The following is a 20,024-nucleotide window of genomic DNA, read 5'->3' as shown; positions in this document are numbered from 1 at the left end:
TTCATTCGAGGGGTGCAAGGTAACGTCCTGCCAGACCGCGCCAGCATCATGCTCCGCGTGTCTCTAGGTGGGGGATTTTGAGGTGCCCACAGGTGGGGGAATTTGCCCGCCCATCGGGGTCGGACTATCCTGGTACAAAGGCCAAAGAAGTGGAGGGAGACGGGACTGGATTGGCAGGCGGCGCGAGTGGCATCGACAGATGCAAGCAGGCATTCTCCAGCTTGCTCGAGGATGTCGGCCAGTGCGACTTCTACTCGCAATTCAGGAAGGTACCGGTGCCCGGCACCCAGTTGGGCATCTTCTTTGATAAGAAGCGCGTCTTCGCAGTCGATGTGAACGGTGTGAAGGTAGGGGCTTTTCCCACATCGTTCAACTATCTTGCGACCTGTCTGGCGGCTGGCGTGACTTATGTTGGCGTCGTGAAGTCTTCTGCAGACAAGCCTGTTCCCACCGTCGAAGCTGACTTCGTTCCACAATAATTATGGCCCCCACAGACGCAGTTCTGATTGTTGGGGAGCTGGTTGTCGACTACACGCTCGCCCGCCATGGTGCGATATGCAAGCTTCGTTTAGGTGGTGTCGCGCACGCTGCGCGAGGACTTTGGGCTGCGGGCCTCGATTACTCCGTGGCAGCCGTCTGTCCACGGTATCTGGTAGACGAAGCGAAGCGCTATCTACACGCGTGCGGCTGTAACGAGTTCATCTGGCTTGGTGAAGTCATCGGCGCTCCGAACGTCATCCTCATCGGAGACGCAACGGAGGTCTCACATCAAGGCTATGAAGACTTGATGCGCAACAACAAAGTCGTGAAATTCTGCGACCCGCTTCCGCGGCTCGACGCTTACCAGAAAGTCGTTGTCTTTCCCGGTCGGTTCGATGTCAACGAACTCGCCAGCGCCTTCTCTAACGACGCATGCTTCTCATTCGACATCGCGTATGACCTGGACGACCTGTCAGCGCTCGAGGCATACAGCGGGCGCACGCAGGCGCTCATCATCTCGACGTCGTCTTCATTGTTCGAGCGGCTCGGCAGCGACGATGTTGGCGGGTTGATAGCCGCGGTCAAGAAACTGTCGCCGGACGTGTTCTTGCTGAAGGAGAATCGCGGCGGCAGCCGGCTCTTCGATTTGCGGGACGGCGGCGTCGAGGAAATACCCGCGACCCTCGGCAAAACGGTCAACTCCGTCGGAGTTGGCGACGTCTACACCGCCGTGATGGTCGGTCTCTCTCACAAGGGATGGAGTGAAGCCGCATGGCGCGGCTGTCAGGCTGCGACGGTGTACTCGCAGTCCACGTTCCCAGACGACATCCAGCGCGACGTGCAACGAGGGTTCCTGCTGTCTCTCGATGCGCTGCAGTCGCTCGGCGGGACAGTGCTTCCTTGGCACGACCGACCGCGCTATTCCATCTACCTTGCTGGCCCGGACTTCTCCTATGTTGAGAAGCAGGAGCTCGACCGAGCTGCGGACAGCCTGAAGTATCACAATTTCAAGGTGCGTCGTCCCATTCAAGAAAACGGCGAGCTGAAGCGGCCCGCGAGCGAAACCGACCTGCGTCGCACTTATTACATGGACTGCCAGCTGCTCAAGGAGTGCGACGCGGTCTTCGCAGTTCCGCTCGACCGTGACCCAGGCACGCTCGTCGAAATCGGCATGGCAATCGAGATGGGCAAGCCAGTCATCACCTACGACCCGCGGCAGGAAAATGAGAACACGATGGTCGTCGTCGGAAGTTCGGTATACTCCGCCGACTTCGACGCGTGCCTCAACGGCACTTTTGAAGCTCTTGCCAAATTGAGGGCTGAATCGTGATGAAAAGAGCGCTGCTTCTGGCCTCTGGCGGCCTGGACTCAACGACTGTTGGGTACCACCTCGCGGCAACGGGCGTTGACGTCGTCCCAATCTTTTTTGACTATGGGCAACATTGCGTGGACGTTGAGTGGAGTAGGGTCAACGAGGTCCTGCCCGCCGATATGAAGCGGCCTGAGCGCTTCGACATTTCAGATATCTTCAGAGGTTCGCAGTCGCGGCTGATTCGCGAAGCTGACCTCTGGACTGAAGAGGTCAAGGACGACGACTTGTACATCCCGTACCGAACGATGCTGTTTTTCGCCGCTGCGGCGGCGCGCGCACAGACGGTCGGAATCCTGGATGTCTATACTGGCTTCATCAACAGCAACCATGCCAAAGAAATTGACTGTACTGCCGCATTTATGAACAGCCTTGACGGACTTACATCGAGCATTGGTCCCGTTCGCTTTCACTCACCGTTCCGCTATTCGTCCAAGGCGGATGTGGCCCGTTTGGCTGCGGAGCTTGGTGTGCCCATCGGACGAACCTACTCGTGCCAGGCGTCTGCACAGTTTCCGTGTGGTGCTTGTCCGAACTGCGTCGAGCGCCTGAACGCATTGAAAGAGGCGAAGCTGGTATGAGAAGGACTGGCCCCAAAGCGTCCGCCATTGAAGTGTTGCTCGCAGCGCGTCGCATTGCCGACCATGCGAAGGACGAGGGCGCGCTCTTCGAGGAGAAGCACCCGCGTGCTACTTGTGAGCACCTGGGCGCCGTTCTCGCGGATTCGGTGCTCCAGGCTGGGCTCAACTACACCACCGTTGTGCGTCCACGGGTGTTGGCTATCCTCCGCGGACATCCGACTCGCCTCACTATTTCGTCGTTGGTAGCGCTGATTCAGGATGGCAAGACAGGTGCATTCTTGAACTGGAGGCATCACGAGAAGGTGAGCCGTTTCGAAGCGTTGGTCGTCTTTCTGAAAGATTGGGGAATCGAGGATGTGAAGGACTTGCGCGCCGGACTGGTGTCTGACGAATTCTGTAATGCGATTCAGACTGTCAACGGCATTGGTCCAAAGACCGTGGACTACATGGCGTGCCTCGTTGGCATCGACTCCATCGCAGTTGACCGTCACGTGCGGACGTTCGCCAAGACAGTTGGTGTCGAGAACGATGACTACCACTTCCTGCGCAAGTCGTTCTGCTGCGCGGCCGACCTGCTCTCACTTCCACGGCGCGAGTTCGACGCCTGGCTCTGGCGCCGCGCTGCGGTGCCGACCCAAGTGCAGTTGACCCTCGGGGTATGAGCGCGATAACGCCCATGTAATCGACATCGACTCCTAGTCAGCGCGAGACGGGCTGCCCTTCGACATACCTCTGCTGGAAGCACAATGACCGCAACCGACGCGCCGCAGACTGAACACGAGGTCGAGTCGCTTCAGAAGTCTATCGCCGCGGGTCGCCCCACGGCGATGCGCCTCACTCAACTGCTTGATGTTCAGGCGTTTGGGCGGCTATTGTCAGAAAAGGGGATTGCCGTAGAAATCTCGTACGTTGTCGTGACAGCCCACCAATGAAACATCAAGGTCGGTCAGTCAGTGCCAGTTAAGTTCAGGGCGACCCGGGAGAGCAAGGTCAGTTACGTCGTCTTGTGAACGGGCGTACTCCGGAGCGGGTTAGCCTTCCTCGATTCACGAATCCATTCTGACGTCCTCGAGTTTCCCAGGGGCCTTTTCGCTTTTCGTGATTTCAATGGACTTCACGTCCAAGTCTTCGAAATATTCGGTGTCGTCGGGATACAGCTTATGCAAGACCTTCCAAATCATTTCGTCGCGCAATTCGTGACGGTCTGCCCCGAAGTGCGCACGCCTGTGGTCGTCTGCGCAAATGGCAATGACGTTCTTGACGGCGTCGGAGCCGCCCAAATTAAGCGGGATGACGTGGTGCGCCTCTAGGTAGTAGGTGCCTTGTGGCGTCGGAAAGCCAAGCTTTCCGCAAAACTCACAGCAACCGCTCGCCGCCCGCCGCTTTACATCTCTTACCACTTGTGGGTCCCGCTCGTAGATGGCCGTCCTGGTGAGCTCAACAGTCTTTGACGGTGGTGGGGGCGGTGGGCTACCAGTCAACTTCGCGCGTCGCTGGTCGACTGCATATGCGTCGAATCCTTCCGCCTGTGGCTTGCCTCGGATAACGACAATGTGGCCGTTTTCGTCCCGGTGATGGGGATACCATTTCTGCGAATCCAGTTCTCGCAGATGTGCCTCACTCGTCTCTCGCAGACCGACGACTCTGCGAACGCCTTCGATAATGGCGACATTGAGCGGAGCCTTTGTGTAATAGGCTTGAAGGATGACACTGGCTACCGCGTAGGCGCGATTGATTTGCACTGTCAACGCAGTGCTCCTGTTCTTTTCGGCCCAATCGCTAGCCTGGTCGAGGAAGTAGATTTCTCCTTCCTTCTCGAGCATGTCGTCGTGCCACTCAAAAATGAGATAAGTGCCGCTCTCATTGCTGAAGCACCAATCGTATTTGTTCGTCATCTTCAAGCCGAGTTCGTCGGTGATTTCCTCGACGTTTTGCTTTTTTGTCGGCTTCAGGTCTTTCAGCGTCGTCATAACTGCTTGTCCTTTATATTCTTTCCGGTCTCCGTCTACCGCCCCGCCCAATGCTGTTGGCGAGGTCAGGCAGGTCCCACACTTTCGGGCGCAACACCGTCGCCTGATTCACTATACGCTGTCCCGAAGTGCCTTTCTCTATGGCGGTTGGGGCACACTGCAATCGCGTTCTCGAAAGTGTTGTCCCCGCCGTCCGCGAGCCGAATCGGATGATGCATTGCAAGGTACGGTCGGCCATTTGGGCGCGTGAACGAGGCCGGACTTCTGCAGCTCTCACAGATGCCCGCTGCTCTGAGCAGCACCTCGGCGATGACATAGGCATTTCTCATGAAAGCCCGGCTTAGAACGAGTTGCTGTTCCGGCTTCGATGATGTCGGTCGTAGGCGCACAGGCCGTGTCCCAATTATCGCCGACAGACATCGCTACGCCGGGTCTGTGGTGTGGCATAGTTCGGGGACTATTAACAGACGAGAAAACTATGACGACGCTCGAAAGCATTCAGGCGCGTATCGCGAAGCTGCAGGCACAAGCCGAGACGTTGGTCGCAACGAAGTCGACTGCTGTGTTGGAGAAAATCCGCGGGCTGATGGAAAAGCATGACATCAGCCTCGCTGACCTCGAAGCGCATGTTGGCAAAAGGCGTGGTCGCAAGTCCGGGGCAAAATCTATGGTCGGCAAGAGCACCACTGTGGCGATGTATGCGGACCCGAAATCGGGTGCTACTTGGAGTGGACGCGGCCGTGCGCCGTCTTGGATTGCCGGCGCGAAGGACCGTTCGAAATTCCTCGTTGATGGCAGCAAGCAGAAGGCGGCGCGCGCTGAACACAAAGCGGTGAAGGCCGGTAATTATGTTCGTGGCGTGCAAGCTCCGAAATACAAGGACCCAAAGACGGGGGCAACATGGAGCGGTCGTGGCCGAGCGCCGGCTTGGCTTGCTAGCGTTAGAGACCGCTCGAAGTTTTTGATTGCAGAGGCTGCGGAGTCCGCAGCGGCGCCGAACGCGACAGCGGTCAAGGCGGTGACTGCCAAGAGGGCTGTCGCGAAGAATGCCACTGTATCGAAGAAGGGGCTCGCCAAGAAGGCTGCCGCAAAGACGGTGGCAGCACAGGCTCGGAACCCTGCCTCCAACGACGGTGCGACCGCGAAGGCGCCCGTTGCTCGCAAAGCGCGTGTGCCGAGGAGCACCACGAAAGCCGCGCGTCCTGTCGATGCTGCCGTGAACCAAGCAACGACTGGGGTTGCGAGCACGCCTGCGGCGGCCTAAGCTGGAAACAAGACGGGCTGTGCAGGATTGCGGCCCGGCTAAGCATGCGTGCGTGAGGATGCCGTGGAGACGGGCACAGTTGCTGGCATTGATGTTGGCGGAGCAAGGAAGGGATGCCATATGGTCATCCTCCGGGGCACGAGCATCCTCAGCAACGTGAGGCGTATGACGCCGGCGGAGATGCTACGGGAGTGTCTTAAGTTTGACGTGAAAGCGGTCGGTATAGACGCACCGTGCAGATGGGCAGAGGCGGGTAGTGGCCGCTTGGCCGAGCGGGAACTGGCGCGGCAGCACATCCATTGTTTTGCCACGCCAACACAAGAGCAAGCGAAGTCCAGCCCTAGCGGTTTCTACGACTGGATGCTGTGCGGTGAGCTGGTCTATCACGCGTTTGCCGCCGCCTATCCGCTTTTGAATGACCGAGAATATGAGGGCAACCGCGTGACTTTCGAGACGTTTCCTCACGCCATCGCGTGCTCTGTGCTGGGCAGGGAAACCGTCTCCGCCAAAAGGAAGCTCGTCGAGCGCAGAAAGCTCCTTGAGACCGTTGGCATCAATCCGTTGCCGTTGAGGTCAATAGACTCTATCGACGCCGCCCTGTGCGCATGGACCGCAGGACGCTTGGTCGCTGGGCATGCGAGGTCCTATGGGGACGCCGCAGGTGGATACATCCATGTCCCAGATTCCGCCGGTCAACGCTGCAATCCTAATAGGCTGGCTTGAACAACTCGTAACCGGGTCAGTTGCTTGTTGATGCGGCTCCAATCGACGGGCCGTCACGGAATGGGCGCGGCGGAATGCGTGCGACACGGTTTGAATTCGGCGGCTCCGCCTTGAATGGTCGGCACCTCTAAGGGCGCAGTTAGGAGGTCGTCAAAGGCGCGCGCGGCCTCGTGATTCGAGGCTCGCTGCGGTGAGGTTCGATATTCTATCGAGCAGCGTGTAGTCAATGCTGCTCGTAATCGCGCAAGCCGCGAATCGCCGCAAGGCCCCTCAGGGGAAAAGCTTGTGGACGGAGTCTTCGTAGCGCTGCTCCGCATTTAGACCTGAGGTATCCAGCCCGTATGTCCTTAAAAGCCAGCGCGACTCGCCGCCGGCTTCACCGTCGACAGTTGTTCGGCCATGTAGGCCAATACGATTGTTAACTAACAAAATGTCGCCCGGAGCGATTGCGACGCCGGTCGCACAGGTCTTGCAAGCGTTTGCGAAAGCCTCGACGGCATCTGCAGCTGCTCCCTCTTCGTCGTCTGCGCCTGCGCTACTGTGACTGAAACGGACCCACAGCTGGCCGTTGACGTCGAAAAGCAGTTCTCCGCCGTCGACCTGGTGTTCCTCTCCAAGGATGCGCTGCGTCCCATCTCGGAAGGTTCCTTGTGCCCGGATAATAAACTGAGGCTTCTTCAACTCAGCGATTTGGCCTTCGGTAAGCTGCGGAAGAATCTGCGAAAGCGGCATTACAGTCGTTGCCGCATTCGTCGGGTTGCGTAGACCGGACAGGCAAACAAAATCCGGCGACGGTGCGATACGGACCTCCTCGCTATCAAACTGTCCACGGACCGGAAAGCTGACCGCGTCTGTATGCCCATGCATCGAGCTGCGTGATTTCTCCGGGACGTAACCGTCACCGGGGATGATAACGAGGTTGACAAACAACTCGCCGTCGTTCTCGGAACCATACGAAACCGTATCGAGCCCGAGCGTCGCAATTGCCGTAATCGACGATGCGCGGGCGAGAAGCGTGCCTTCCGCGTCGGGGAGCGGCAAAAAATCTTCTGGCGTCGCTGGGAGCCCCGCCACGTCGAAGGCGTTAGGCAGGTGGATGTAGGCCTCCGTCCATGCCTGCTCCCGAAGAGCGTTCAGGTCCGTACCTGTTCGCGCCAGCTCGTCACGAACCAGCCTGCTCAGCTCTTCGCCGGTGCTGACGGGGTCCGCGAGGCAGTCGCACGCTTCTTCAAGTGTCATTCCTGCACGCCAACGGTGCACTGCTGCTCGGACAGCGGCGGAAAATTCAGCGTGAATCAGGGCGGCCCCCAAGTTTGATATATTGTTGATACATGCTTATACTAAATACAAACCAACATACTGTCCAGCATGCGAGCCAAGATTCTGCCCCAAACTGATGCCACGCGCGCGGCCCACTTGTTTGCTCAATGGGCTCATCTGATTTGCGTCTTGTCTGCGAACGTAAGATTCCGTACGGATGCTCGAGACTCGGCTGTGAGGTGTACCGTCACTCTTCCGAATGAGGACGTTCTCGATGTGTCGGCTAGCTCAGCTGAAGCGGCGGCATTGGAGATGATGAGCACGCTCAACTCTAGGGTGCTAGAGGCACACAGCGAGACAGGCTGGGACACTGAATACCAAAAAATACTCGATAAAGGTAATGAGCCCACGGAGGCAGTTATGCATAGCGAATCTCGGCACCGCGCCAGTGAAACGAGCCGTACGAAGGAGCGCCAAGACACCATTGGTGTCAGCAGCAAGAGAGCGCTGCAAGTGGCCGTGGGCGAATTGGCAGACATCCGAGGGGATTCGGTTGCAGCTGTCGCACGTGAACTAGTGGCGGATGGCTTTGAGGAATTTGAGAAGAGGAGTCGATGCGAAAGTCCCACTAAGCTTCTCTTGAACTATGAGTCAAGATTGTCTGCTCTTGACGGTGATGACACTGTTCAATGGATGGTCAGGTTGAGCCGCCGTTTGTCTATCCGACTGAAGCTAACTGCCAAGGAGTATGGGAAATCCTCGTCGCAGCTTGTTGCAATGTGCATGGCTGATTCGCTCTCTCGGCAACAGCGCCTAGCTGAATCGGCTGCCACTGAGACAGAACTTGTCCTGGCACGAGCCGCTGTCGCAGCAGTCAAGGGACCAAAAGTGCGGCGATTGGCGGTGGAGGTAGGGATAGGGAGCTATGCCCCTCTTGTCAGTGGGATGCTTGCTGGAACTATCGAGACACCTCCAAAGTTGCTTGATGCTATATCGGCGAGTCTGGACGTATCCCGGATTGCACTTAAACAAGTGCTCGCCGAATCGTTTGAAGAGTCTGCCGTGCCGGCATTCAAATCCGAACACGTGAAGCCACACGTACACCTTGAACCTCAAAAATGGGAAGATGCAGTCAGGTCATTGGCATTGTCCGATGACGAAACTACCAGACTGATGAAGTTCAAAGACTAACGTCACTAATGAACCCATTCGAGCGGGCACGCACTGAAGCAAACAAGCTTCGGCAGCAATTGTTGAATCGCTGTACAAAAGGTGTGCCAAACAGCCTTGAACTGCTCTCGTCCGTCGAGGATGAGCTTGAGCTCTGTATTGAGAAGGTTCCTGCGGCCTTCGCTGCCCTTGGTGGCGGCGGTGCTGTCCTGAAGAGAAAGGAATGCTTCATCTACGTTCGGAACACCGTCAGCGACGATGAATATTCGTACCTGGTCGCTCATGAGCTAGGGCACTGGAAGCTAGACGCTGACAAGCCGGAATTGACTATCGCAGACCTCAAAGCATTGATGGGAAGCGAAGGCACACCCGCAGCAATAAAGGTTGAAGCGTACGGTGCGCGCGAGCGTCAGGAATTGCAAGCGAATGTCTTCGCTCGGGAGTTACTGTTGCCTCGAGATGTCGCTGCAACTTTGTGGCGTCAAGGCAAAGGGCCTCGTGTGATTGCGCAGGCTTTGGTGCTTCCGTTGGAGTTGGTCCGGCAGCAGATGCTTGACGGCGTATTGCTTCCAAAGGCAGCACAGGTCGCGCCTCGGAATTTGCCAGCTCCCAGTGATGACCAAAGATTAGCTGCTGAGGCCCCAGAGAGATTCGTAAACGTTGTCGCCGGTCCCGGTACTGGAAAGACGACCACGCTGGTTCACAGAGTCAAATACCTTATTGAGCAGCAGAATGTAGACCCAAGTCGTATTCTGGTCCTCACATTCACAAATAAAGCAGCCTTCGAGCTCGTTGAGAGGCTTCGTGTCGCGGGCATTCAGCGCGCCGCTGACATTTGGGCGGGGACATTCCATGCTTTTGGCTTGGAATTCCTGCGGAAATATCATCAGCATTACGGACTTGACCAAGACGTGCTGGTTGCGGACAGACTGCACGAGGTAACGCTTCTTGTGCGCAATCTGCCGGTTGTCGATTTGCAGTATTACCTGCGAGTTGAAGACCCTTATGACTGGCTTCAGACGGTCCTCAAATGTATCCAGCGCCTCAAAGAAGAACTCGTTAGTCCAGGCGAGTATAGGCAGAGACTGAAGTCACTCGACCCCGCCCCGGAAGAGCTTCAGCGCGAACGCGAGGATATTGCCACGCTGTATGAACTGCACGAGCGTGTCCTCGCAGAAGCGAAAATGGTCGACTTTGTCGACCTGGTTGCGAAGCCGGCGCTACGGATTCGAGATGATAGAGATAGCGTTGCAGAGTTTGCAAATCATTTCGAGCATGTGCTCGTAGACGAATATCAGGACGTCACCGAGGCGATGGTGATGCTCGTTCGCCAACTCGCAGCGCGAGCAAAATCGCTATGGGTTGTGGGGGATGTGCGTCAGGCGATACATCACTGGCGAGGTGCGTCTGTACGAAGCCTCATGAAGTTCGAGCATTCCTTCAAGGGAAGTGGCGATACCTCGAGTGTACGGAAGTATTCACTAGACTCGAACCGCAGAAGCTCGCAGGAAATTTTAGACCTCTTCTCAGAAGCCGGCCGAGTTCACACGTTGCAGACCGAACTCCCGCTGGACGAGATGTACGCAGTTAACGGCAAGAGCTCGCTTTTGCCGCAACTGATTTCGTGCGTCGAGAAAGTCGACATCGCCGAAGCAATCGTTCAGGAAATACTGAAGCAGAACGATGAAGGTAAAGGCATAGCTTTCCGGAATCAGGCAGTTCTCTGTAAGCGCAGTGCTGACATCGAGTTTATGTCGGCTTACCTGCGTCGCCATCAGATTCCAGTCCTCCACATTGGTGAACTGGCGCAGCGGCCGGAAGTGAAGCGTTTAGTTTGTCTCATGCAACTCCTTTGTGAGCGAGAACCGCGCGCGCTGGTTGGACTTGCAGACATACCTAGTTTCTTTATGCCGTGGGCGGACATTCGACGGCTGCTCGAGTTTTCCCACGGTGATATAACGTGGCAGAGAGGTCGCTGGCGCGGAAAGACATTTGAGGGTATGTCGGAGGCGGCGGCCGCAGCAAGTGAGAACTTGCGAGTTCTGCTGGCTGGCTTCGACCGCCACACCAATCCGTGGCAATTTGTCTGTGACTTGCTGCTTGAGCGTCGTTTTGTTATTCCCCACCCGGGTGATGTCTCCCTCGACGCACAGACTATCCGCGTTGCCCTGTGGCAGTTTGCATATTCGGTTCGGAATGGCGACGGTGACGTACGGCAGGCGCGTCTGTCTCGATTCCTGTTGCGGCAGCAGCTTCGGCAAAGGATTGGTGAGACATATGCGGACAGGGAGCTGCCGCCGGAAGCGTCGGAAATGGATGCTATACGTCTGCTGACAGTACACGCAAGCAAAGGGCTGGAGTTTACCTCGGTGCACGTGGGCTTCGTGGACCCGGCTTTTTTTGGCTCTGAACCTCCGACATGGGGAACCTCTGAGTCCATTACTCATCTGGTTCCCCCAGCTGTGTTGGGCAGCTCCGACAAAGAGTTCGCGTTCGAGTCAGCAATTGAGAGGAATAACCTTTTCTACGTGGCTCTGTCTCGAGCGAAGCTTCGATTGCAGCTCTACGAAAGCGGCGTGCGTAAGCCGATTGACAGGCTGGCACAGCTTCGTGCTTGCGGCGCAAAGTATCAATTCAGAAAGTTCAATGGGAGCGTAGTGGCTTCGGTGGGCAAGTCGACGCCTGGTGCAATTGGCACACAATTGCGGAGGCGTGTTTCATTGGATGAATTTGAAGCGTACATCCGTTGTCCTTTGCAGCACCACTACCGCTATAACCTCGGCCTCAAGCGCGAACAGGATACGGATGTTTCGATACGAGCGCGTTGGGCAGTTATGGAGACGCTTCATGTCGTTGCACAAGGCGGTACGACGCCAAAAGATGCGTTTGCTGCCGCTTGGGAGAGTCAACAACTTCCGCCGAAAGCAAAGGATGCCGGACTTCGTCGAGACGCTGTCATCGTCTGCCAACGGGGTCTGAATATTCTGCGGAAGAACGACGGACTGCTGCACGAGTCTCTCGTCGCGAGAATAGGTGAAATTGAAGTCGAGCTGCCCTGGGTTATCGAAAGGCCGGGGTCGAAATACCACATGATTCGATTCTCGACACGAGGGGCAACCGCTACCAGAGATACCTTGAGGCCTCTTCTGCTCGACTTGGTCGACCGGGATTCTCGGCCGATGGTTCTCCACACCCTGGTCGCTCAGAAAGAAATCGAAGTCGAACAAAGCAAGTGGTTGGAACGAACCGGGGCGTACAAGGCTGCTGTGCGTCTTGGTGCCGACGACCGCACCGCGAAACCCGGAAGACATTGTGGGCGTTGTGCATACCTTGGCATATGTCCGGTAGTGCCGGTTTGAGTTGGCTTCGGCGAGCTGTGCCGAATCGGGCAGTCGGCGCGGCCTCCAACACTGCCTTCCGCTGGTTCCCCCTTTCCGTGTCGCAGCGGATTGGTTGGGGCCGCCGGACCTGAGCAGCCTTTCGGAGTTCGGTGGACGAATGGTCCCCAAGGGGGATGCTAAGCCCTCGAATTTAAGTTTGTCGTCGGGCCGCAGTCGCAACCCGTTTCTTCATGGGTGAAATCGCTCCTTCGAGTCGGGGGGCCAGTCTCCGAAGCTCATTGCCGATGAGTGGAACACTACTCTGGCCCGCATCGATTGTGGGGTGCCGCTCAACCAGTTCACGCTTCTCGCAGGCAACCTGTCTCCACCGAAAATCAGTTTCTCCTACGCTATCACTGGCGCAGCAGCACGACTGTCGAGCGGAAACGGGGCATGCCGTCCTAGCGGGTCCGCTGCTTTCGCAATACGCCAGTTACTCCGAATCCAACCAAAATTCGTTGTGGGAATGCAACATTATTTGATGTATGCATGCTCCGTTGATTCGGGAATTAAAAATTCTAAATTGGCTTATAAAAGGAGTATCAACGCTCATTGAAATTGCTGTTGAGTCGATATTCCATTGAATTCAAAATAAATATATGTCTGGTATTTTCAATTGCCGGATGTTTTCAAATGAATCTCTCGCGTGGTTAGTTTGTTTTCAATGCGAAATGTGAGCGTTGCCTCAGTCTTTGAGTGATTTTGCAACCATTGTGTTTTCGCAGAGCTAAGGCTTAACATGGCTTTTGTCTCACTTGCGTAAATGTGATTGTGAATGCCGCGATTTGTATTGATGGAGAGTATCTTGCCCGATTTTGGAATGGAACGTAAAACTACCGCGTGTAAGGACATGATGAAATCGCAATCCGATAAAGTCGAGGGCGAAAGACTTAGCGATTCGCTGGATATGGTCCTCGGAGGCATCGGGAAACCACTCGAATGTGAGCAAAGCTGCCACGCGATGGCCACTCACTTCAATGGAAAACCGGCGGTCGAACGATGGTTTGCTTCTCTGAATTCGGCGCTGAGCGCTCGCATTGACGGCTGGCAAAAGTTCGGAGGCTCGCATAGTGGCTAAACGCAGATACGGAATCGATAGCGCGAAGCGTGAACGGTACATCCGCGAGGGACGCGGGACGGGGACTGGGGCAGACTACAAGCCGTGGCTTACGATTCAGGACGTTCCTAGTGAAGGTCGTGTTCATCGTCCGTTCGGATGGACCACAAAGAGAGTTCATCATCTACTCTCTGACATCGAGTACCGCCACTTTCTACTGCTTGATTGGGCAGAAGCGGTGACCGATATCCGGGAGCAGTTTCCTCTTGATTTGGCGCGGACGCAGACTATTGCTGAAGAAGCAGGTATTGCCCATCCACGTGAGCCGGGTACGGGGGACATCCAGGTCATGACCACCGATTTTCTGTGTGTGGTCGAAAACGCGGGAGGGAGACGGCTATTCGCCTGGGCTATTAAACCAGCAGCGAAACTCGATGACCCTCGGGTAGTGGAGAAGCTTGAAATTGAGCGGCGATACTGGAAGGCCCAAGGCGATATCGAATGGCACATTAGCACCGAGCGGGAACTAAACGCGGACCGTGTCGAAGCGTTGGACTGGATGTACGGATGTTGGGACCTTGAGGGTATCAAGGAGCCACGATACGGCTTTATCGGCGACGCGAAATTCAGGATTGCATCGGCTGTCAGCTCCGACGCTTATCGCACTATTCCGTTAAACGATGCGTGTACTGAACTCGACGCTCGAAGCAATTGCATGGAGGGTACGCATCTGATGGTTGCACGGCACCTGCTCGCACGTCGGGTCCTGGTTTCGTCCGCACAAACGAAGCTATGGCAAGCCGAGATGGGAGCGCTCAGTCTCCGCGAGAAGGCATTTCACGAAGTGACGGCCGGAGGCAGCGAAGGTGCTACCGCTCGCCACGCGGCGTAGGAGCACTCTTGACATTCTTGCGAAATGAGCTAGTTAGCTTGGTCGAGCACGGCATCCGCATGCGCGTGCTCTGGGTTTCTTCGTCAGCCGATGCCCTTGTCGCAATCGACGTTGATGCCAAACGGACGATGCCCCAGTGGGTGAAGCGGTCAGAGTGGGAGGGTCTTCGCGATGATGGACGATTAGAGCTACTTTTCGACGACCCATATGTTCGACTGCCAGTCGAAGAGGCGATTAGCAACGCTTCTCGGGACCGACGAGACCGCGCGTGGGCATGCGTTGCTGGGATGGTCTGCGACGAACCAGCTGTGTTTGCTTCGGATACTCGTGCAAAAATGATTGCGAGCGCAGCCACCGTCCATGGTGTTCATGCAGATACTGTGCGTAACTGGTTGCTTGATTACTGGAAGCGGGGAATGACCCGTAATGCCCTACTCAGCGATTGGGACAGGTGCGGCGGGCCAGGAAAAGACAAGGCAACCAGTGACGTGAAGCGAGGGCGACCACGGTCCATCAGTCCTGGAACAGGAATGAACGTCGACGAGGAGGTCAAGAGGATATTCGAGGTGGTAATTAAAAACTACTACCTTAAAAATCCGAAGGCGACCTTGCGTGGGGTCTGGCGAACGATGCTGCGCAAATTCTTCTCCGACTGCGTCGCGGAAGAGGGAGGACGACTCATTCTTCGTGACGTCGACCGCATTCCCTCATATCGGAGCTTCGATTACTGGTTTCGGAAAACGAGAAATCTACGGCAAGAAGTAGTTGCGCGAAAAGGGAGAAAGTTTTGGGAGAAGACGCTCCGCCCACTTCTTGGAAATTCGACTAATGAGGCAATCGGACCGGGTTTTCGCTACCAGATAGATGCGACTATCGCTGACGTATATCTTGTGTCGAAGGCGAGCCCGAAGGACATCATTGGTCGTCCTGTGCTGTATGTTGTTATCGATGTGTGGTCTCGCATGATTGCCGGCATATATGTAGGCATCGAAAAGGCTTCCTGGGCGGCGGCGATGATGGCGTTGCTCAACGCCGGCTCGAACAAAGTGGAATTTTGTGCGCAATATGGAATCGAGATTGAGGCGGAGCAGTGGCCTTGTGAAAGTTTGAGTAGTGTTCTTCTCGGTGACCGTGGTGAGCTGGAATCGAAACTCGCAGAGAGGCTGTCGAATGTCCTTCAAGTCAAAGTCGAGAATACTCCGCCTTACCGCGCAGACTGGAAGGGTATCGTTGAGCGCAATTTCGGTTCACTGCATACGAAGTTCGCGCCTCTGGTCGACGGTTATATCGATGTTGACTATCAGGAGCGTGGAGGTCGTGACTATCGCCTCGATGCAACGCTTACCCTCGATGATTTTCTCCGCGTAATCATCCACTCGGTTCTCGAGCACAATGGGTCCGTCATCGATGGTTATCCCCTGACGGTGGAAATGTCGCGTGACGGTGTCGTACCTTCTCCGAACGAACTCTGGAAATGGGGCATTAGAAAGCGTTCTGGCTCTCTCAAAAGGTACAGCCTTGACACGCTGCGGTTCGCCTTGATGCATACGGCGAAGGCCACCGTCACGGGCTCCGGAATTGAGTTTCATTCGCGACAGTATCTGTCTGAATACGCGTTAGAGCGGGGGTGGTTTTCCAAAGCGCGGCGCGACGGCAAATGGAAGGTTGATATTTCTTATGACCCGAGAAATCTGGATGTGATTCTCTTGCATGACACGTTTGATAGAAGGCTGTTCAAGGTCTGCCGCCTTTCAACCAAGGACACCGAGCAATATGGGCTATCGCTTCAGGAATTGCTCAGTATGCAAAGACAGTCACGACGGAGAGAGGCCGAAGCCGTACACGGCATTCTTGAAGAGAAAATCAATCGCGAAGAAGAAATTTCTCGCATTGTCGAGCGGGCAAGGCATAGGAAGGAAGAGGCCGGACCGGACAGACGTAGTAAGGCAGAACGTACTGGAAATATAAAAGGTAACGGTGAGCGTGAGAGAGACGTGCAACGAAAAGTTGAGCACTTTCCGTTCATTGAACCGACTAGTGTCACATCGAACAGCGTCTTGCCATTACCCAAGCCACAAAAGGCGAGCTATGGGATGCCTTCAATATTTGAACTTTCTGATGATGAATAAAAAATGACTAGAAACGTAGGACCACTAAAAAAATGTTACGCGGTTGAAGCTCACTACATTCCAGCGACTCTTCCGGAGCACGCGGGTAATCCATTTGTGGAGGCATTGCCCGCTATCGCTACACAGAAAGAGTTGCTTCTGACGCTGCAGGAGTTTCCACCGTACTCTGAATCAGAGCGTGAACTGCCTCGAGCTGTACGCGCGCAGATGGTTTCACGGTTATTCGATTTTTTTCAGCCACTTGGACGGCACATTGACATTGGGATGCGCATCGACATGATGATGCGGGCAGGCTACCGTAAGCGTAACCCAAAAACACCAGAGTACAGGGCGCGTATGCAAAAAATCTATCGGATGAGCCAGGAAGGAGCTTTCGACGGGAGTCTTCTTGAAACTCCAGCGCCCTCAATGTCGATGTCGCTCATAGGTGTTTCAGGGACTGGAAAGACGAGGTCGCTGAGACGAAGTCTTGCCCGTTACCCGCAAGTCATTTGGCACCCTGAACATCAGATGTACCAGATTCCGTGGCTTATTGTTGAGTGCCCCCACGATGGCAGTGTGAAGCAGCTCTGCCTGTCGTTCTTCAAAAATGTAGACAAGGTACTGGGGGACACCAATTATGCACGGCGCTTCGGCGGCAAAGGTATGACGAATGAGGGGCGTCTGGCTGAGGTTGCTCAAATCGCCTGTGTGCACAACATTGGCGTCATCGTTTTTGACGAGCTTCAGCATATTCGCCCTGCCGGTCCGTTGGGCATTGAGAAAATGCTCAACTTCTTTGTAACCATGGTCAATCTGTCGGAAGCGCCGGTTGTTCTCGTGGGTACGATGTCTGCGCAACACTTATTGCAGATTGACTTTAGGCAAGCGAGACGCGGGGCGGGGTTGGGGGGACTAGTGTGGCCCCGGTTTGAACGTGACAAGGAGTGGGAATATCTTATGAAATCGCTCTGGCGCTACCAATGGACGAAGAATAAGACTGACTTCTCCACCGACGTGGCTGACGTACTCTATGAGCGCACTCAAGGAATAGTCGACCTTGCAGTAAAGCTTTACGTGCTGGCGCAGTACCGTGCTATGGCCAACAAAATGGAGGTAGTTACGCCAGCGCTGTTGAATGAGGTAGCAGAGGAGGAGTTCAAATTGCTGAAGCCAATGCTTGACGCACTGAAGTCGGGAGATATGGTCCGTATTGCCAAGTTCGATGACCTGCGACCCTTGGATTTCGAGCAGCAGTTGGCAAGAGAGCAATTCCACCTTCAGGAAAAGATTGATGTCATCGAATTGAGGCGTACGGTGGAGGACGATGAAAAGCTGCGGCGGGCTAAGATGATTCAGTTGATGAAGGATGCTGGAATGGATGCCGCGAGCGCAGAGTTAGCTGCTAACGTGGTTTTCGGGACTTCAGAGGGGGATTCCAAGCCTGAAGAGGCGAAGTCAGGGATGGCGGTTCCCTCGCAAACTCACTCAAGGTCGAGAGCAGGCCGGAAAAAGACTCCGGTCGATATCGCCTGTCTTCCGCTGAGCGATTTGCGGCGCATTACGTCGACTGATTGTAGCGACCGCGTGGCATATGACGCACTTGCCACAGCCGGAGTGATTTGCGGGCCGTCCACCTTCTTTTCGACTTAGGAGGAGGTGGCAGATTGTTTGCGTGTCCTAATGATATCAAGGCGAGCTTCGATGTTGCTTTTTTGCCCGATACCACCCACTCGCGTAGTCGAGTTCATGGACAAAAACGCGGATGGCCCGCTATCGCCGTCGGTCGCCGCGTGCACGCAACATGATTACGTTTAGGAGGTTCCTAATGATTGGCTATTTTCCGCCTTTCTACGAAGACGAACTGTTGTTCAGTGCGGTTGGCCGCTATCACCGCCACACCATGGCGCGGTCGTGGAGAGACACACTTCGAGAGGTATACGGCGATAACATTTTTCAGGTTGCCGTCGAGTTTCCAGTCTATTTGGAGGCTTTCAAGCTGCATGTTGGCGACTTAATTCCGGAGACAGTCGACGAACTTATCTGGAATAGAACGCTCTTCCCATATTACGCCGCATTTGTAGGTCCAGAGCGCCAGAGAGCCCTATCAGCCGTGATGAAGGATAAGGTAAAGTTCCGTGGAAGTATGTTTAGCCGGTTGGGACTGGCTTTCACCGGAATTCTGGCACCGGAATATTTGCGCACTTGTCCGGCTTGCCTTGAGGAGGACGCTAGGGTTCTAGGGGAGACGTATTGGCGCAGGGCGCATCAGTTACAAGGTGTGCACTTTTGCGTTCGGCACGCCACCGCTCTTGTGGAAACGGAGGTCCAAATACGACCGGTCGGGGGAGGGCAGAACGAACAGCACTGCGCGGATTTGCGCATGGCTACTCGGCCCTATCTAACCGGCCTATCAGACCGCGAAGAAGCTTTGTTATTGAAGATATCGGAACTCGCTGTTGCCTTGCTCAAGGGCCAATCGTCCAGCACTTTGGACGAACATCGCGCCCTCTACCTTGACAAGTTGCATAACGCTGGTTTCATGAGGAACAGCCACATGGTGGATTGCCTTGAATTCGAGAGCGAGTTCAAGGCTTTTTATGGTGGCCGATTGCTCGGGCTTCTTCACTCCGACTTCAAGATGGGATACATCCACAGCTGGCTCAGAGAATATGTAAAGGTGCGGGTAGGAACGCATCATCCTTTGCGTCACGTTTTATTGACTAACTTTCTCGACGAGAGTGCAGATAGAAATCACAATAAGGTAGCCATTCGTAGCGGACCTTGGCAATGTAAGAATCCTGCGGCCGACCATTTTGGGTTGGCCACGATAACAAGCTATACGATTCTCAAGCATAACAAGGTCGGGAGTCGAGCGGGGAGGTTTCTCTGCGGGTGTGGATATGAGTTCACGGCCCGCTTAGACAAAGTAGACGATAAAGGGCAACCAGTCAAAATGCGCGTTACAAGATTCGGCGAAGTTTTTGCTAAAAAGGTTCACGAGCTTGTTGGCGCTGGATATCCGCACACCACAGTCGCTAAGATGTTGGGTGTTAACCTAAGGATTGCTCGTCGGATACTCTCCGGAGCAGATAGGCGACGTAGTCACAACGGAACGAGCCAGCTTACGCGAAAGATGCGTTTGAGGATGATTCGTCCAGATACGATAACGTCGACGAGTACTTCAAAAGGGCCTATTGACTGGGCTGCCCGTGATAAGAAATGTAGCGAGAAAGTGCGTGAGGCTGCGCTGAAGATTACGGCCTCTACGCCGCCGCAACAGGTGACGAGAGCGGGCATCAAGAGGTTCATAGGTGACCGTTCGTTGACCACCAAGCTCAGAGACAACAAGCTCCCTGAGACGGCTACTGCCCTAGCGCTGTTGACCGAAACCTTGGAGGCTTTCCAGTGTCGAAAGGCAAAATGGGTTTATGACCACTGGCGGGCAGAGGTTCCGCTTACGGCGTGGAGATTGCGAAAGGAGGCACGTGTGACCTTGGGAAAGGCCTCACCGGCGGTCATCGAATTCATTGAGAGACTTATCAACGATGGGGCGCACTGAGTTTTAGCTAGACTTTGCGGGGCGATGGCGATTATTGCTGTGCCCGGGCCTGTGATTGAATCCTGACGGTAACGAGAGTCGGAGGTGGAAACTGTTGAGCTGTGCGCGGAGAACTGCTCGGTGGGTTGCAGGCGGCCGAGACCTCGGGGCGGTTCGAGTACAAGACTGAAGAGTTTTTTGGCATGGTTTTCGAACAGTTGTTACAAGT

Annotated in this window: 17 protein-coding genes; 14 read left to right on the top strand and 3 right to left on the bottom strand. The window is 55.2% G+C overall.

The annotated features are described in order from the left end of the window. The first annotated feature begins 92 nt into the window (after positions 1 to 92). The 5 genes from L5014_RS23265 to L5014_RS23245 all read left to right on the top strand — a co-directional run bounded on the left by L5014_RS23265 (position 93) and on the right by L5014_RS23245 (position 3,362). Positions 93 to 479 (top strand): hypothetical protein, encoded by a 387-nt coding sequence (locus L5014_RS23265; RefSeq protein ID WP_238466094.1) that lies wholly within the window; start codon positions 93 to 95, stop codon positions 477 to 479. A 2-nt stretch (positions 480 to 481) separates the two neighbouring features. Continuing rightward, positions 482 to 1,810, top strand: a complete 1,329-nt coding sequence (locus L5014_RS23260) for a nucleoside 2-deoxyribosyltransferase (protein ID WP_238466093.1) — start codon at positions 482 to 484, stop codon at positions 1,808 to 1,810. Continuing rightward, the gene (locus tag L5014_RS23255; protein ID WP_238466092.1) at positions 1,810 to 2,430 is read left to right on the top strand and encodes a 7-cyano-7-deazaguanine synthase; all 621 of its coding nucleotides are present in this window, start codon (positions 1,810 to 1,812) and stop codon (positions 2,428 to 2,430) included. The genes L5014_RS23260 and L5014_RS23255 overlap by 1 nt, the downstream gene beginning before the upstream one ends. Beyond that, the gene (locus L5014_RS23250; RefSeq protein ID WP_238466091.1) at positions 2,427 to 3,092 is read left to right on the top strand and encodes an HhH-GDP family DNA glycosylase; all 666 of its coding nucleotides are present in this window, start codon (positions 2,427 to 2,429) and stop codon (positions 3,090 to 3,092) included. Before L5014_RS23255 ends, L5014_RS23250 begins: the two co-directional genes overlap by 4 nt. 84 nt (positions 3,093 to 3,176) lie before the next feature. Then, the gene (locus tag L5014_RS23245; protein ID WP_238466090.1) at positions 3,177 to 3,362 is read left to right on the top strand and encodes a hypothetical protein; all 186 of its coding nucleotides are present in this window, start codon (positions 3,177 to 3,179) and stop codon (positions 3,360 to 3,362) included. Positions 3,363 to 3,476: 114 nt separating this feature from the next. Here L5014_RS23245 and L5014_RS23240 read toward each other — a convergent pair whose 3' ends face one another. Both L5014_RS23240 and L5014_RS38655 read right to left on the bottom strand, forming a co-directional pair. After that, positions 3,477 to 4,400 carry an HNH endonuclease signature motif containing protein gene (locus L5014_RS23240; protein WP_238466089.1) on the bottom strand — a complete coding sequence of 308 codons (924 nt, stop codon included), beginning with the start codon at positions 4,398 to 4,400 and terminating at the stop codon, positions 3,477 to 3,479. 65 nt (positions 4,401 to 4,465) lie between these two features. Then, positions 4,466 to 4,729: an HNH endonuclease signature motif containing protein gene (locus tag L5014_RS38655; RefSeq protein WP_274389470.1), complete on the bottom strand. Its 264-nt coding sequence runs from the start codon at positions 4,727 to 4,729 to the stop codon at positions 4,466 to 4,468. A gap of 149 nt (positions 4,730 to 4,878) precedes the next feature. Here L5014_RS38655 and L5014_RS23230 point away from each other — a divergent pair, with 149 nt between their 5' ends. Together L5014_RS23230 and L5014_RS23225 are read left to right on the top strand one after the other, a co-directional pair. Continuing rightward, positions 4,879 to 5,664: an H-NS family nucleoid-associated regulatory protein gene (locus L5014_RS23230; RefSeq protein ID WP_238466088.1), complete on the top strand. Its 786-nt coding sequence runs from the start codon at positions 4,879 to 4,881 to the stop codon at positions 5,662 to 5,664. 48 nt (positions 5,665 to 5,712) lie between these two features. Continuing rightward, positions 5,713 to 6,387 carry a DUF429 domain-containing protein gene (locus tag L5014_RS23225; protein WP_420800121.1) on the top strand — a complete coding sequence of 225 codons (675 nt, stop codon included), beginning with the start codon at positions 5,713 to 5,715 and terminating at the stop codon, positions 6,385 to 6,387. A gap of 270 nt (positions 6,388 to 6,657) precedes the next feature. Here the strand turns inward: L5014_RS23225 and L5014_RS23220 are convergent, their stop codons facing one another. Continuing rightward, positions 6,658 to 7,626, bottom strand: a complete 969-nt coding sequence (locus L5014_RS23220) for a TauD/TfdA family dioxygenase (RefSeq protein WP_238466086.1) — start codon at positions 7,624 to 7,626, stop codon at positions 6,658 to 6,660. A gap of 333 nt (positions 7,627 to 7,959) precedes the next feature. Here L5014_RS23220 and L5014_RS23215 point away from each other — a divergent pair, with 333 nt between their 5' ends. The 7 genes from L5014_RS23215 to L5014_RS23185 all read left to right on the top strand — a co-directional run bounded on the left by L5014_RS23215 (position 7,960) and on the right by L5014_RS23185 (position 19,816). Continuing rightward, positions 7,960 to 8,838 carry a hypothetical protein gene (locus L5014_RS23215; RefSeq protein ID WP_238466085.1) on the top strand — a complete coding sequence of 293 codons (879 nt, stop codon included), beginning with the start codon at positions 7,960 to 7,962 and terminating at the stop codon, positions 8,836 to 8,838. Between the two features lie 8 nt (positions 8,839 to 8,846). Continuing rightward, entirely contained in the window at positions 8,847 to 12,176 is a 3,330-nt protein-coding gene (locus L5014_RS23210) for an ATP-dependent helicase (RefSeq protein WP_238466084.1), read from the top strand. An 826-nt stretch (positions 12,177 to 13,002) separates the two neighbouring features. Continuing rightward, positions 13,003 to 13,275 (top strand): hypothetical protein, encoded by a 273-nt coding sequence (locus tag L5014_RS23205; protein ID WP_238466083.1) that lies wholly within the window; start codon positions 13,003 to 13,005, stop codon positions 13,273 to 13,275. Beyond that, complete coding sequence (locus L5014_RS23200; protein WP_238466082.1) at positions 13,268 to 14,146, top strand: TnsA endonuclease N-terminal domain-containing protein; 879 nt, start codon at positions 13,268 to 13,270, stop codon at positions 14,144 to 14,146. Before L5014_RS23205 ends, L5014_RS23200 begins: the two co-directional genes overlap by 8 nt. Before the next feature lie 38 nt (positions 14,147 to 14,184). Continuing rightward, positions 14,185 to 16,275 (top strand): Mu transposase C-terminal domain-containing protein, encoded by a 2,091-nt coding sequence (locus tag L5014_RS23195; RefSeq protein ID WP_238466081.1) that lies wholly within the window; start codon positions 14,185 to 14,187, stop codon positions 16,273 to 16,275. A gap of 3 nt (positions 16,276 to 16,278) precedes the next feature. Beyond that, positions 16,279 to 17,907 (top strand): ATP-binding protein, encoded by a 1,629-nt coding sequence (locus tag L5014_RS23190; RefSeq protein WP_238466080.1) that lies wholly within the window; start codon positions 16,279 to 16,281, stop codon positions 17,905 to 17,907. A 175-nt stretch (positions 17,908 to 18,082) separates the two neighbouring features. After that, positions 18,083 to 19,816 carry a TnsD family Tn7-like transposition protein gene (locus L5014_RS23185; protein WP_238466079.1) on the top strand — a complete coding sequence of 578 codons (1,734 nt, stop codon included), beginning with the start codon at positions 18,083 to 18,085 and terminating at the stop codon, positions 19,814 to 19,816. Positions 19,817 to 20,024 lie beyond the last annotated feature (208 nt).

The sequence above is a fragment of the Paraburkholderia tagetis genome (assembly GCF_022213065.1).
In the GTDB taxonomy this organism is placed as follows: Bacteria; Pseudomonadota; Gammaproteobacteria; order Burkholderiales; family Burkholderiaceae; genus Paraburkholderia; species Paraburkholderia tagetis.
This window is presented reverse-complemented; position numbering and strand designations above follow the sequence as displayed.